The organism is Streptomyces atroolivaceus (genome assembly GCF_000717025.1).
Taxonomy (GTDB): Bacteria; Actinomycetota; Actinomycetes; order Streptomycetales; family Streptomycetaceae; genus Streptomyces; species Streptomyces atroolivaceus.
The window spans coordinates 108,409-122,970 of sequence record NZ_JNXG01000013.1 but is presented as its reverse complement, the minus strand read 5'-3'; the positions used below and the strand labels follow the sequence as shown (position 1 = coordinate 122,970).

Below are 14,562 nucleotides of genomic sequence, written 5' to 3'. Positions count from 1 at the left end.
CGGATTGTCGGTGGTCCGTGGCAGGATCGGGGGCGTGGCTGAGACGGCATCGAAGAAGACGGCAGACAACCGACCGCGCCTGCTCCTCATGGACGGGCACTCCCTGGCGTACCGGGCGTTCTTCGCCCTGCCCGCGGAGAATTTCACGACGGCGACGGGGCAGCCGACGAATGCCGTGTACGGCTTCATGTCGATGCTGGCGAACACGCTGCGCGACGAGGCGCCCACGCATTTCGCGGTGGCGTTCGACGTGTCCCGCAAGACGTGGCGTGCGCAGGAGTTCCCGGAGTACAAGGCGAATCGTTCCAAGACCCCGGACGAGTTCAAGGGGCAGGTCGAGCTCATCGGCGAGCTCCTGGACGCGATGCACGCGGACCGGTTCGCCGTGGACGGCTTCGAGGCGGACGACGTCATCGCGACGCTGGCCACGCAGGCCGAGGCGGCGGGCTTCGAGGTGCTGATCGTCACGGGCGACCGGGACTCGTTCCAGCTGATCACGGAGAACGTGACGGTGCTCTATCCGACGAAGGGCGTCTCGGAGCTGACGCGCTTCACCCCGGAGAAGGTCCAGGAGAAGTACGGGCTCACGCCTTCGCAGTACCCGGACTTCGCGGCGCTGCGCGGTGACCCGTCGGACAATCTTCCGGGGATCCCCGGTGTGGGTGAGAAGACGGCGGCGAAGTGGATCAACCAGTTCGGTTCGTTCGCGGATCTGGTCGAGCGTGCCGACGAGGTCAAGGGCAAGGCCGGGCAGAATTTCCGGGACCACCTGGACGCGGTGAAGATGAACCGGGTGCTGACCGAGATGGTCCGTGACGTGGAGCTGCCGAAGGGTCCGGCCGAGCTGGAGCGCGCTCCGTACGACCGCACGGCGGTCACCGGTGTGCTGGACGTCCTGGAGATCCGCAATCCGAGCCTGCGCGAGCGGCTGCTCGCCGTCGACCCGGGTGCGCAGGAGGCCGGTCCGCCGGAGCCCCTGGCCGGTATCGAGCTGGACGGCGCGGTGCTGGGGTCGGGCGAGGTCGCTCCGTGGCTGGAGGCCCACGGCGGGCAGCCGCTCGGGGTGATGACCGTCGACACCTGGTCGCTGGGGACGGGCACGGTCACGGAGATCGCGCTCGCCGCCGCCGACGGGGCCGCCGCCTGGCTGGACCCGGCCGAGCTCGACGAGGCCGACGAGCGGGCCCTCGCCGCCTGGCTCGCGGACCCGGAGCGCCCCAAGGTCCTGCACAACGCCAAGAACGCCCTGCGGGTCTTCCCCGAGCAGGGCTGGCGGCTGGACGGCATCACCATGGACACCGCGCTCGCCGCGTATCTCGTCAAGCCGGGACGCCGTTCCTTCGCCCTGGACGCACTGGCCGTGGAGTACCTCGGCCGTGAGCTGGCCCCGGCCCCCGCCTCGGACGGGCAGCTGGCCTTCGGCGCGGAGGACCGCGCGGAGGCCGACGCCCTGATGGCGCAGGCCCGTGCGGTGCTGGACCTCGGGGACGCGTTCACGACGCGCCTGAAGGAGGTCGGCGCCACGGAGCTGCTGCACGACATGGAGCTGCCGACGTCGATCATGCTGGCCCGTCTGGAGCGGCACGGCATCGCCGCCGACCGGGCGCATCTCGAAGGCATGGAGCAGCAGTTCGCCGGCGCGGTGCAGCAGGCGGTGAAGGAGGCGCATGCCGCGGTGGGCCGTGAGTTCAACCTCGGCTCGCCCAAGCAGCTCCAGGAAGTGCTCTTCGGCGAGCTGGCCCTGCCGAAGACGAAGAAGACGAAGACGGGCTACACGACCGACGCGGACGCGCTCGCCTGGCTGGCCGCGCAGACGGAGCACGAGCTGCCGGTCATCATGCTGCGCCACCGGGAGCAGGCGAAGCTGCGGGTCACCGTCGAGGGCCTGATCAAGACGATCGGTGCGGACGGCCGCATCCACACCACGTTCAACCAGACCGTCGCGGCGACCGGCCGGCTCTCCTCGACCGACCCCAACCTGCAGAACATCCCCGTCCGCACGGACGAGGGGCGGGCGATCCGCCGGGGCTTCGTCGTCGGCGAGGGCTTCGAGACGCTGATGACGGCCGACTACAGCCAGATCGAGCTGCGGGTGATGGCCCACCTCTCCGAGGACGCCGGTCTGATCGAGGCGTTCACCTCCGGGGAGGACCTGCACACGACGGTCGCCTCACAGGTGTTCGGCGTCGAGAAGTCGGCCGTCGACGCCGAGATGCGCCGCAAGATCAAGGCGATGTCCTACGGACTGGCCTACGGGCTCTCCGCGTTCGGTCTCTCCCAGCAGCTGAACATCGAGGCCGGCGAGGCCCGCGGGCTGATGGACACCTACTTCCTGCGGTTCGGCGGAGTGCGCGACTATCTGCACCGGGTCGTGGAGGAAGCCAGGGCCACCGGGTACACGGAGACGATCCTCGGCCGCCGCCGCTACCTCCCGGACCTGAACAGCGACAATCGCCAGCGGCGCGAGGCCGCCGAGCGGATGGCGCTGAACGCGCCGATCCAGGGCACGGCCGCCGACATCGTGAAGGTCGCGATGCTGCATGTGGACCGGGCGCTGACGGAGGCGAAGCTGACGTCGCGGATGCTGCTCCAGGTCCACGACGAAATCGTCCTGGAGATCGCGAAGGGCGAGCGGGAACAGGTCGAGGAGATCCTGCGCCGCGAGATGTCCACGGCGGTCGAGCTCCGCGCGCCGCTGGACGTCTCGGTCGGTGTCGGTACGGACTGGGAGACGGCCGCGCACTGAGGAAGGCGGCCCGCACGGGCCCGCAGCTTGTCGGTGACGCCTCAGCCGGCGTCCCGGCCGGCCGGGCGGGTCCGTGCGGTGTGCGCACGGGGCCCGTCCGGAGGCCGGGGCGCCGAGGGCTTCCGCAGCAGCCGCATCCACACCCCGTACAGGACCAGGCCGGCCGCCAGACCCGCCCCGGCGCCGAAGCAGGCGGTCGGGATGAGGTCGAGGGGCGTGGCGACGTGCCCGAAGTGGGCGTACCAGCGGGCACAGCGGTGGACGACGCCCAGCAGGACGCACAGGGCGATGAGCGAGAGGGCCCACCTGCGTTCGGTGCGGCCCAGCACCGGTACGGCCTCCGGGGCCGGGACGGGCCCGACGCGCCGCAGAGCCGTGTGCGTGAACCACACGAGGAACACGGCGGCCACGGCGGAACTGCCGTACTGGACGACCTGGAACACCGGGTATCCGCCGACGCTCCGGTCGAGGAGGGGGATCAGCTCCGTGCCCCACCGGTCGTGGTGGGTGAAGGAGTCCCACACGACGTGGGTGCCCGCGCCGATGACGGCGGACAGGACGAACCACACCGCCTCCGTGAAGGCCGGAGCACCGGGCTCCCGGCGCCGCCCCCGCACGAAGGCGTGCACGCGCCCCCGAGCCGCCTCCGGCAGCAACGCGACGAGCGGTTCACGCAGCATCAGCCAGAGCGCCACCAGGGCCCCCGCGATGAGGACGTCCAGGGTGAACACTCCCCACACGGCGTGTGTCACCTCGCCGAACTCCATCGCCCCGGGGACGGCCGTGTCCGCGTAGTAGGTGATGTCGGGTGCGAACGATCCGGCGACGAGCGCGGAGGCCACGAGAGGGCCACGACCGGTGCCGGACCTGCGGATTCCCGGGAGCACGGCTGCGGCATGGCTGAGCGTGAAGGGCATGGCGGCAAGTATGCGTGAGCCCGTTCCGCCCCCGGATCCATCAAGTGACTTGACGGCAGCGAAGCTGAGAAATCGGTAAGAACCGGTCGGGGGCCGGTGTTCGGGCGGCGGGAGTTGTCGTAGGGTCGCCTGAGTTCTCGCGCGGGGAGCGCGGGCAGCCGTCGACGGGGAGGGACCGACACGTATGGCAGCGCAATTCGGCCGCAGGCTGCGCAGGGGGGCCACCACCACCGCGGTGGCGGCGGCTGCCGTAGCGGCACTTTCCGCCTCCCAGGCTCCCGCCGCACCGCACCCCGGTGACCAGGCGGCGGCCGGTGCGACACCGCCCGGCGACAGCGCGGCCACCGGCAACTCGCCCTACCACACGGACCTTCCGCCGCTCAACACGCCCAACAAGCCCGGCGCGTCCGTGAATCTGCCCGTGACCGGCAGCGCCGAAGCGGGCATACCCGCCTCGGTCCTGGCCGCGTACAAGAAGGCGGAGCAGGCGGTCGCGGGCACCGACGCCGCGTGCCGTCTGCCGTGGCAGCTCCTCGCCGCGATCGGCAAGGTGGAGTCCGGCCAGGCCCGCGGCGGCAAGGTGGACGCCAACGGCACCACCTTCTCCCCGATCCTCGGCCCGGCACTCAACGGCCAGGGCTTCGCGCTCATCAGGGACACCGACGGCGGGGCGTACGACGGGGATTCGACCCACGACCGCGCGGTCGGCCCGATGCAGTTCATCCCGTCCACCTGGGCCACCTGGGGCCAGGACGGCAACGGCGACGGGCGCAAGGACCCGAACAACATCTACGACGCGGCGCTGGCCGCCGGCCGCTACCTCTGCGCGGGCTCCCGCGACCTGTCGCTCGCCACCGACCTCGACCGGGCGGTGCTGAGCTACAACCACTCGACGGAGTACCTGCGCACGGTGCGCTCCTGGTTCGACTACTACAACCGGGGCACCCACGAGGTCCCGGACGGCACGGGCGTCCTCCCGGCGGACACGGGTACGGGTACAGGCGCGGGTGCAGGCACCGGCACGGGCACCGGCACGTCCTCCCCCTCACCCACGCCGCCCTCCACCGGGACCACGCCGCCGGCCGCCTCCCCGCCGGCCACTCCTCCGGCCACCTCCCCGCCGGCGACGACGCCTCCGCCCGCCAAGCCGACGCCGCCGCCGACCACTCCGCCGCCGACCACGACTCCGCCGGTCACCCCGTCGCCCGCCGAGACCTTCGGCAGCCTCGAGAACGCGGGCACCGGACCGCTCACCGCCACGGCAGGCGAGGCCTTCGCCGAGCGCGTCAAGGTGCGGGCGAGGAACATGCTCGGCGCCCCGCTCGCCAGGACCCCGGTCACCTTCACCCTCGTCGGCGAGACGGACACCCGCTTCGCCGGCGGGAAGAGCACCGTGACCCTGACCACCGGAGCCGACGGCACGGTCACCGCCCCCGCCCTGACGGCCGGTGAGAGGACGGGCGCGTTCAAGGTGACAGCGGTCGCGGGCACCGGCAAGCCGCGCATCCTCACCTACACGGCCCGTGTCACGGCCCGGGTGGCGGACACCGTCGCCCGGACCGAGGACAAGGCACTGACGGCCGCCCCCGGCGCCGCGTTCGCCGACCGCGTCGAGGTCAGGACGACCTACAAGGGGACGGGCGTGGCGGACACCGCCGTCACCGCCACGATGATCACCGACGCGGAGACGCCCGCCGAGAACGACAAGGGTCCGTACTTCAAGGGTGCGGACGGAGAGCCCGTCCGCACGCTGAACCTGACGACCGGCGCCGACGGCCTCCTGACGCTCCCGGAGATCCACGCCGACGACACGGCGGGCATCTACACGCTGCGGCTCACCACCGCGAGCGGCGCCACGCTGACCGTCGAGCTGAAGGTCGAGGCACCGGCAGCCTGAGCCGTACGGGACCCCGGCGTCCGGCTCCCGGGCCGGACGCCGCGGTCCCGGCGCGTCCGCCGGGGGGCCCGGCCTACCCCCCGGCCCCGCCGGACCTCGACGAGCCGCCCGGCTCCCGGCGCAGCCGTGCCGAGGTGAAGCGGGTCGCCGCCACCGTCGCCGGGTCCTCGGGCCACGGGTGCTTCGGGTAGCGGCCGCGCAGTTCCGCGCGCACGTCCCTGTACCCCTCCCGCCAGAACGACGCCAGGTCCGCCGTCACCGCCGCCGGGCGCCCGGCGGGGGACAGCAGGTGGACCAGAACGGGCACCCCGGCCACCCGGGGCGTCTCGCCCAGCCCGAAGAGCTCCTGGAGCTTCACCGCGAGCACGGGCTGCTCGCCGCCGTACTCCACCCGGACCCTGGACCCGCTCGGCACCTCGATCCGCTCCGGGGCGAGCTCGTCGAGCCGGGCGGCGTCGCCCGTCGCCCACGGCAGCAGCCGCCGCACCGCCTGCCCGGCATCGATCCGCGCCAGATCCGCGCGGCGGCCGGCCCGTGACAGCTCGGGCTCCAGCCACTCGTCGGCGCGCGCCAGCAGCGCGCCGTCCGACACGTCGGGCCACGGCGCCCCCAGCACCCGGTGCAGGAACGCGAGCCGCAGCCGCAACTGCTCGCTGTCCCGCGTCCACCGCAGCAGCCCGGGGCCCTCGCGGCACAGCCCCTCCAGGAGCGCCCGGCGCACCAGGTCCGGAGCAGGCTTCCGCAGCACGCGTACCGACAGTTCGACGGCCCCGAGGCGCTCCACGGAACGCGCCACCACGTCGCCGTCCGTCCAGCGGACCTCCTCGCCGGAGAACCGCAGGTGTCCGGCGGCCAGCCGTGCCGTGCCCTCGTCGACGACGGCCGCCAGCCGCACCCGGGCGGACGGGGCATGGGCGGGCCGGTCGGCGACCGCGACCGCGAGCCACGGGGCGCTGCGCAGGCGTGAGCCCTCCCTCAGCTCCGCGCCCGTGCCCGACGCCATGAGGAAGGCACCCTCGCCCCGGGCCCGTGCCACCCGCTCCGGGAACGCCAGCGCCGCCACCAGCCCCGCGGCCGCGTCGTCCGGGCCGGCCGTCGAGTCCTTCGGCTCCTTCGACGTCCCGAGGGACTGCGAGAGCCGCCGTACCTCCTGCCGCCAGCGCGCCGCGTACCCGTCCCCGCCGCGCCGTGCCGTGCGCAGCGCGTGCGCCAGGTCGTCGCCGTACTCCCGTGGGGGTTCCTCGCTGAGCAGTGCCACCACCTCCGCGGCCCGGCGCCCGCCCACCTCGTCCGCGCCGTCCAGGAGCGCGCGGGCCAGCCGGGGGTGCAGGCCGAGCCGGGACATCCGCACACCCCGGCTCGTCGCGCGCCCCGTGGCGTCCACCGCGCCGACCGCCGTCAGCACCTCCCGGGCCGCGCCCATCGCACCGGCGGGCGGCGGATCCAGCAGCGCGAGCCCGGCGGCGTCCGGATCGCCCCAGCAGGCGGCCTGAAGCGCGAACGCCGCGAGGTCGGCGACCTTGATCTCGGGGGAGGGGAACGCGGCCAGCCGCCCGTCCTCGGCCTGTTCCCAGCACCGGTACACCGCTCCCGGAGCCTCACGGCCCGCACGGCCCGCACGCTGGCGTCCCGCCGCCCGGGACGCCCGCACGGTCGTCAGGGCGCTCAGCCCCCGGGCGTGGTCGGTGCGCGGCTCCCGGGCGAGACCGGAGTCCACGACGACCCGCACCCCCGGCACCGTCAGGGACGACTCCGCCACGGATGTGGCCAGTACCACCCGGCGGCCGCCGGACGGCCCGGCAAGCACCGCGTCCTGCACTGCCGCAGGGGCGCGCCCGTGCACCTGGAGCACCTCGGCGGTCACGCCCGCGAGCTGTGCGGCCACCCGGCCGATCTCGCCGACACCGGGCAGGAAGCACAGGACGTCGCCGTCGCGCTCGGCGAGCGCGCGGCGCACCACGGCGGCGACGTGCGCCAGCAGGGCCGGGTCCACCCTCATCCCGTGCGGCGGCCGTACGGGACCGGCCGGCGGGGCCCACACCACCTCGACCGGATGGGACACGCCGTGCGCCTCGACCACCGGAGCATCGCCGAGCAGCCGCGCCCAGCCCGCGGCGTCCGTCGTCGCCGACGCCGCCACCAGGCGGAGGTCGGGCCTGATCGTGCCGCGTACGTCGAGCAGGAACGCCGCGGCCGTGTCCGCGTCCAGGTGACGCTCGTGGCACTCGTCGATGATCACCACGTCGACGCCGGCCAGTTCCTGGTCGCGCTGCAGGCGCTGGAGCAGCACCCCGGTGGTCACGACTTCCACCACCGTGTCCGGTCCCACCGCACGCTCGCCGCGCACCGTGAAGCCGACCCGGCCGCCGGTCCGCTCGCCGAGGAGCCACGCCATCCGCCGTGCCGCGGCCCGGGCGGCGATCCGGCGGGGCTCCGCGACGAGTACCCGGCGCGCAGGGCCGTCGCCGGTCAGTCCGGCGAGCACCAGGGGGACGAGGGTCGTCTTGCCGGTTCCGGGCGGTGCGCAGAGCACCGCGGCGCCCCGCTCGTCGAGCGCACGCTCCAGGGCGGGCACGGCGGTGCGTACGGGCAACTGCTCCAGGGCGTCGGTACGGATCACGCCCCCAGTGTCGTACGCCGCCTCGTGCGCCGGACCGGCGGTGCCCGGGGCGGGGGCCGCCGGTGCCCCCGGGGCGGCCCGGTGCCCGCCGTGCCTCAGCCCGCCGGCCGGTCCCGTTCGCAGACGAAGATCGCGGTGCCCGGGATCAGGTGGCCGCGCAGCGGGGACCAGCCGCCCCACTCCTGGTCGTTCCAGGCCGGCCACTCCGGCTCCACGAGGTCGATCAGCCGGAAGCCGCCCGCCACCACGTCCCGGACCCGGTCGCCCAGCGTCCTGTGATGCTCCACGTACACCGCGTCGCCGTGCTCGTCCTGTTCCACGTAGGGCACGCGGTCGAAGTAGGAGGCGGAGACGGAGAGCCCCTCCGGCCCGGGCTCGTCGGGGAAGGCCCAGCGGACCGGGTGCGTCACCGAGAAGACCCATCGGCCCCCGGGCCGCAGCACCCGGTGCACCTCGCGGAACACCTGGACCGGGTCGGCGACGAACGGCACCGCGCCGTAGGCGGAGCAGGCCAGGTCGAAGGAGCCGTCGCGGAAGGGGAGCCGTCCGGCGTCGGCCTCGACGAGAGGGACGCCCCCGCCGATGCGCAGGGCGTGCTGGAGCTGGCGGTGGGAGAGGTCCAGGGCCACCGGGCGGGCGCCACGGGCGGCGAGCCAGCGCGAGCACTGGGCGGCGCCCGCCCCGATCTCCAGTACGTCCCGGCCCTCCAGGTCCGCAGCCGGGCCCAGCAGGGCGGCGTCGGCCTCGTCCAGCCCTTCGGGGCCCCAGACGAAGCGGTCGTCCCCGAGGAAGGCCCCGTGGTCGCTCTGGTACTCGTCGGCGTTCCGGTCCCACCAGCCGCGGCTCGCCCGGCTGCTCTCGGCTTCGCCGGCCTGCCGCCGGGTCGCCTCGGGTTCGGACTCGTGGATCTCTTGGCTCATGGTGCCCGTCGTTGTAGTTTGCCTTCACCGGCCTCGCACGGGTGCCGCCGCGGGCCGTACGGGTGAGTACGCCCGTATGCGCGCAACACACCGCGGACGCCGATGTGGCCTCGGCGAACGTGAGTTGTGCCGGGATTGGGGTGGTGTGCCCCGGGTGTGCGCCTTCGCGCATTGACCCTGTCCGGCTGCCCCCGTATGCTACAAGTTGCGCTGCGAGCCTGCGCGCTTCAGACCTAGCAGGCCGCGCTCGCGTCTGTTGCATGTCCCCTCGGTTGTCGAGGCGCCTTCCGGATCATCGGATCGGTGCTTTCCAGGCTGTCCGGCTTCTGCAGAGGCGATACGGGCTTTCGGCGTAGCAGTACCTACGACTCACTGTCCGTACCGGAGCCCTTTCCCACATGACGAGCAGCACCGAGACCACCGCCACCACTCCGCAGGTTGCGGTCAACGACATCGGCGACGCGGACGCGTTCCTCGCGGCGATCGACGAGACGATCAAGTACTTCAACGACGGCGACATCGTTGACGGTGTCATCGTCAAGGTTGACCGGGACGAGGTTCTCCTCGACATCGGTTACAAGACCGAAGGCGTCATCCCGAGCCGCGAGCTCTCGATCAAGCACGACGTCGACCCGAACGAGGTCGTCAAGGTCGGCGACGAGATCGAGGCCCTGGTTCTCCAGAAGGAGGACAAGGAAGGCCGCCTGATCCTCTCGAAGAAGCGCGCTCAGTACGAGCGTGCCTGGGGCACCATCGAGAAGATCAAGGAAGAAGACGGCATCGTCACCGGTACCGTCATCGAGGTCGTCAAGGGTGGTCTCATCCTCGACATCGGCCTCCGTGGCTTCCTCCCGGCGTCGCTCGTCGAGATGCGTCGCGTCCGCGACCTCCAGCCCTACGTGGGCAAGGAGCTCGAGGCCAAGATCATCGAGCTGGACAAGAACCGCAACAACGTGGTCCTGTCCCGCCGTGCCTGGCTCGAGCAGACGCAGTCCGAGGTCCGCCAGACGTTCCTCACGACCCTGCAGAAGGGTCAGGTCCGCTCCGGCGTCGTCTCCTCGATCGTCAACTTCGGTGCCTTCGTGGACCTGGGTGGCGTCGACGGTCTCGTGCACGTCTCCGAGCTCTCCTGGAAGCACATCGACCACCCCTCCGAGGTCGTCGAGGTCGGTCAGGAAGTCACCGTCGAGGTCCTCGACGTCGACATGGACCGCGAGCGCGTCTCGCTGTCGCTCAAGGCGACGCAGGAAGACCCGTGGCAGCAGTTCGCCCGTACGCACCAGATCGGGCAGGTCGTTCCCGGTAAGGTCACCAAGCTCGTTCCGTTCGGTGCGTTCGTGCGCGTCGACGAGGGCATCGAGGGCCTGGTCCACATCTCCGAGCTGGCCGAGCGCCACGTGGAGATCCCGGAGCAGGTCGTCCAGGTCAACGACGAGATCTTCGTCAAGGTCATCGACATCGACCTCGAGCGCCGTCGCATCAGCCTCTCGCTGAAGCAGGCCAACGAGGCCTTCGGCGGCGACCCGGCCTCGGTCGAGTTCGACCCGACGCTGTACGGCATGGCCGCGTCGTACGACGACCAGGGCAACTACATCTACCCCGAGGGCTTCGACCCCGAGACCAACGACTGGCTCGAGGGCTTCGAGTCGCAGCGCGAGGTCTGGGAGACGCAGTACGCCGAGGCGCAGCAGCGCTTCGAGCAGCACCAGGCCCAGGTCATCAAGTCCCGCGAGGCCGACGAGGCTGCCGCTGCCGAGGGCGCTGCTGCCCCGGCCGGCGCTGCCCCGGCTGCCTCCGGCGGCAGCGGTGGTGGCGGCGGCGGTTCGTACTCCTCGGAGTCCGCGGACAACTCCGGCGCCCTGGCGTCGGACGAGGCCCTGGCCGCCCTGCGCGAGAAGCTGGCCGGCGGCCAGAGCTGACGCTCTGACCCCAGTCGCTCATCGGCTGCAGTAGCTGTAGAGCTGTAGGTGAGGCCCGTCCCCTCCGGGGGGCGGGCCTCACCCGTGTCCGGAGGGGCCTCAGGGCGTCACGGCGATGTCCGTCGGAGGGTCCCGCCTCCGTCGGAGGGTCCCGCCTCCGTCGGCCGGTCCGACCTCCGGAGGCCGTGACGGTGGTGGGCGCGGTGGCGGGCGCGGTGGTGGGGCGGTTCGCGCTCCGGGTGAGCGACACCGACGGAGCACAGTCCGCAGCCGGTGGCGCCGGGCAGGTCCGGGACTCGTCGCGCACGACCGTGGCGCTCGCACGACGCGGTCACGGCCGGCGGCTTCCCGTTCTCGCCTCCCCGGGGGCGCTCGGCATCGCCCCCGCCCGGCAATCGCCCCCGGGCGCCGAGTTCCGGGTCACGCCCCGAAGGGGCGCGGCGGCGAAGGCCGTACCCGTCGGCGGAGACATCGCCGGTCTCGTCGGCCCGTACGAAATGGGCGTGGCGCGGCGCGCATGTGCGGTCCTGGAGGCGCGCGGCCGTGCCGGCGGGCGCGGCTCGACCGTCCGGCGGTCTCGCTCCGGCCACCGGCACCTGTGGCGACCATCAGGCCGTCGGCCTCGATGACGACGGGACACGAACTCCGGCGCGCCAGGATCCCGGCGGACACCCCGGGCGGCGTCAAGAACCCGGCACCTCCGTCGAGGTGTTCACCGAGGAGGACGCCAACGCCCGCCCGCGCGACCGGAGGCGGCGGCACTCGGACGGGCACGGAGCCGTCCCCGGCCGGTGGCCGTCCCCGGTGCCCCGGCGAGCGGTACGTCCTCGGGGACCGCGCGCACTCCCTGGACGGCGGACCCGGACGCCCTCGCTCCCGCTCGACGGCCCGCCGGACACCAGCACTTCGCCGGTGCACACCCCGGCCGCACCGGCGCACGGAAGCATCGAGCGTCCGCCTCGGCACGGAAGGCGGGCCGGCACCGAACAGCCGTGCCCTCGCGTGACCGCGAGTGAATGGGTGCGGGCGGGAATGCCATGGCCGGGCGGGGTGTTCTTGTCGAGGAACACGAGGAGGAGCGGTAACCGTGCCTGAACCGCAGAGTTTGTACGAATGGGAGCCGAAGGGCCTGGCCGTCGTCGACATGGCGCTCGCCCAGGAGTCGGCCGGCCTGGTCATGCTCTACCACTTCGACGGGTACATCGACGCGGGCGAGACGGGCGAGCAGATCGTCGACGGCCTGCTCGAGACGCTGCCGCACCAGACCGTGGTCCGCTTCGACCACGACCGGCTCGTCGACTACCGGGCGCGACGCCCGCTGCTGACCTTCAAGCGCGACCGGTACACGGGCTTCGAGTCGCCCACCCTGGACGTGAAGGTCGTCCAGGACGCCACCGGCGCGCCGTTCCTGCTGCTCTCCGGACCGGAACCCGACGTCGAGTGGGAGAGGTTCGCCGCCGCCGTGGAACAGATCGTGGAGCGGCTCGGGGTCCGGCTCGCGGTCAGTTTCCACGGCATCCCCATGGGCGTCCCGCACACCCGCCCGGTCGGGCTCACCCCGCACGGCAACCGCACCGACCTGATGCCCGGACACCGCAGCCCCTTCGACGAGGCGCAGGTCCCCGGTTCGGCGGAGGCGCTCGTGGAGTACCGGCTGATGGAAGCCGGGCACGACGTCCTCGGTGTCGCCGCCCACGTGCCGCACTACGTCGCCAGGTCGGCCTACCCGGACGCCGCGCTCACCGCGCTCGAGGCGGTCACCGCGGCGACCGGACTGGTCCTGCCGAGCATCGCGCACACGCTGCGCACAGAGGCGCACCGCACCCAGAACGAGATCGACCGGCAGGTCCGCCAGGGTGACGAGGAGCTGGTCTCCCTCGTCGAAGGACTGGAGCACCAGTACGACGCGGTGGCGGGGTCCGAGACCCGGGGCAACCTCGTCGCCGAGCCGGTCGATCTGCCGTCCGCGGATGAGATCGGCCGCGAATTCGAGCGTTTCCTCGCGGAACGTGAGGGCGATTCCTGAGGTGGTCTCCGGCTGCTCCCCGGCCGGAGGCTAGGCTCGACGCATGCTGAAAGTGGGCCTGACCGGCGGGATCGGCGCCGGCAAGAGCGAAGTGTCACGGCTGCTCGCACGCTACGGAGCCGTACTGATCGACGCCGACCGGATCGCCCGCGAGGTCGTCGAGCCCGGTACTCCCGGGCTCACGGCCGTCGTCGAGGCGTTCGGCCCCGGCGTCCTGGGGACCGACGGCTCCCTGAACCGTCCGGCGCTCGGCTCGATCGTCTTCGCCGATCCCGCGCGCCTGGCCACGCTCAACGCCATCGTCCATCCGCTGGTCGGGGCCCGTTCCGCCGAACTGGAGCGTGCCGCCGGGCCCGGCGCGATCGTCGTCCACGACGTCCCACTGCTCACCGAGAACGGCCTCGCCCCGCTGTACGACCTGGTGGTGGTGGTCGACGCGAAGCCCGGGACCCAGCTCGACCGGCTCGTCCGGCTGCGCGGCATGACGGAGTCCGATGCGCGCGCCAGGATGGCGGCGCAGGCCACACGCGAGGAGCGGCTTGCTGTCGCCGATCTCGTCGTCGACAACGACGGTCCGCTGGCGGACCTGGAGCCCCAGGTCCGCACGGTCTGGTCGGAGCTCACCGCGCGGGCCGCCACCGGCTGATCCGGCGCCGGGCCGGAATACGTACCCAGGTCCGGATGTTGGAAAGCGGAAGGCGAAGGGAAGGATACGGACGTGCCCGAGAGGAACCCGGAAACTCATGTCATCGACTTCCGCGCGGCCGAGCAGCTGCTCGCCGCACGGGACCCGCGCGGTGCGGTCAAGCTGCTCGACTCGGTGATAGCCGCCCACCCGGAGAACACGGCGGCCCGGTTGCTGCGAGCCCGTGCCTTCTTCGCCGCTGCCCAACTCCGCCCCGCGGAGCTTGAGTTCGAGCTGGTTCTGGAGCGTGAGCCGGACAACGCCTTCGCGCATTTCGCGCTGGCCCGCACCTTCCAGCGCGCAGGGCGTCCCGAGCAGGCCACCCGCCACTTCCGGCTGGCCGCCGCGCTCGACCCGAAGCCTGAGTACCTGCAGGCCGCCCGCTTCGACGACCGCCCCTGAGAGCGCAGGCCCCCTGAGAGCGCAGGCCCCCTGGGAGCGCAGGCCCCCTGAGACATGGGCATCCTGAGATGTCGGCCCCCTGAGGGTGCCGACGGCCGGGCAGCGTCTCCGGGGCGTGTCGGCGGGATTCGCACCGGTGGCCGACGCACCTCAGCGACCCGGCCGGCTCCGGCCGCCCCGGTCGGGTTCGTACGGCGGGATGTCCCGGCCCGGCTGGTAGTGCGGGCCCTGCCGCAGATGACGGACGACGACGCAGAGGTCCGTGACCGTGACCAGCAGCAGCACGCCGCAGGCGGTCGCCCAGCCGGCGCGTCCGGTCGCCACGAAGGCCACCAGTCCGAACACGGCCCAGACCATGCCCCATACACTCAGCCAGAGCCGCATCCGCAGGGGGCTGCGTGCGGTGGACGGTTCACTTCCGGTACGCATC

The 14,562-nt window shown here is 72.8% G+C and carries 10 protein-coding genes; 6 read left to right on the top strand and 4 right to left on the bottom strand.

The features are described 5' to 3' along the window. The first annotated feature begins 34 nt into the window (after positions 1–34). Positions 35–2,746 carry a DNA polymerase I gene (gene polA / locus OO67_RS23375; RefSeq protein WP_033303181.1) on the top strand — a complete coding sequence of 904 codons (2,712 nt, stop codon included), beginning with the start codon at positions 35–37 and terminating at the stop codon, positions 2,744–2,746. A 41-nt stretch (positions 2,747–2,787) separates the two neighbouring features. Here polA and OO67_RS23370 read toward each other — a convergent pair whose 3' ends face one another. Further along, complete coding sequence (locus OO67_RS23370; protein ID WP_033303180.1) at positions 2,788–3,663, bottom strand: DUF4184 family protein; 876 nt, start codon at positions 3,661–3,663, stop codon at positions 2,788–2,790. A gap of 184 nt (positions 3,664–3,847) precedes the next feature. On the opposite strand from OO67_RS23370, the gene OO67_RS23365 reads away from it, so the two are divergent. Further along, positions 3,848–5,560, top strand: coding sequence for a lytic transglycosylase domain-containing protein (locus OO67_RS23365; protein ID WP_033303178.1), 1,713 nt, complete (start codon positions 3,848–3,850; stop codon positions 5,558–5,560). Between the two features lie 73 nt (positions 5,561–5,633). Here OO67_RS23365 and hrpB read toward each other — a convergent pair whose 3' ends face one another. Both hrpB and OO67_RS23355 read right to left on the bottom strand, forming a co-directional pair. Further along, on the bottom strand, positions 5,634–8,180 hold the full coding sequence (gene hrpB, locus OO67_RS23360) for an ATP-dependent helicase HrpB (protein ID WP_051709695.1): 2,547 nt from the start codon (positions 8,178–8,180) through the stop codon (positions 5,634–5,636). 95 nt (positions 8,181–8,275) lie between these two features. Beyond that, positions 8,276–9,100 (bottom strand): class I SAM-dependent methyltransferase, encoded by an 825-nt coding sequence (locus OO67_RS23355; RefSeq protein WP_033303176.1) that lies wholly within the window; start codon positions 9,098–9,100, stop codon positions 8,276–8,278. A 398-nt stretch (positions 9,101–9,498) separates the two neighbouring features. Between OO67_RS23355 and rpsA the strand changes: the two genes are divergently transcribed. The 4 genes from rpsA to OO67_RS23335 all read left to right on the top strand — a co-directional run bounded on the left by rpsA (position 9,499) and on the right by OO67_RS23335 (position 14,132). Continuing rightward, positions 9,499–11,019 (top strand): 30S ribosomal protein S1, encoded by a 1,521-nt coding sequence (gene rpsA, locus OO67_RS23350; protein WP_033303174.1) that lies wholly within the window; start codon positions 9,499–9,501, stop codon positions 11,017–11,019. 1,087 nt (positions 11,020–12,106) lie between these two features. Beyond that, positions 12,107–13,045, top strand: a complete 939-nt coding sequence (locus OO67_RS23345; RefSeq protein ID WP_033303172.1) for a PAC2 family protein — start codon at positions 12,107–12,109, stop codon at positions 13,043–13,045. A gap of 43 nt (positions 13,046–13,088) precedes the next feature. Next, on the top strand, positions 13,089–13,691 hold the full coding sequence (gene coaE, locus OO67_RS23340) for a dephospho-CoA kinase (RefSeq protein WP_033303170.1): 603 nt from the start codon (positions 13,089–13,091) through the stop codon (positions 13,689–13,691). 72 nt (positions 13,692–13,763) lie between these two features. After that, complete coding sequence (locus OO67_RS23335; protein WP_033303167.1) at positions 13,764–14,132, top strand: tetratricopeptide repeat protein; 369 nt, start codon at positions 13,764–13,766, stop codon at positions 14,130–14,132. Positions 14,133–14,282: 150 nt separating this feature from the next. Here OO67_RS23335 and OO67_RS23330 read toward each other — a convergent pair whose 3' ends face one another. Next, positions 14,283–14,561, bottom strand: a complete 279-nt coding sequence (locus OO67_RS23330; protein WP_033303409.1) for a DUF6343 family protein — start codon at positions 14,559–14,561, stop codon at positions 14,283–14,285. Position 14,562: the final 1 nt, after the last annotated feature.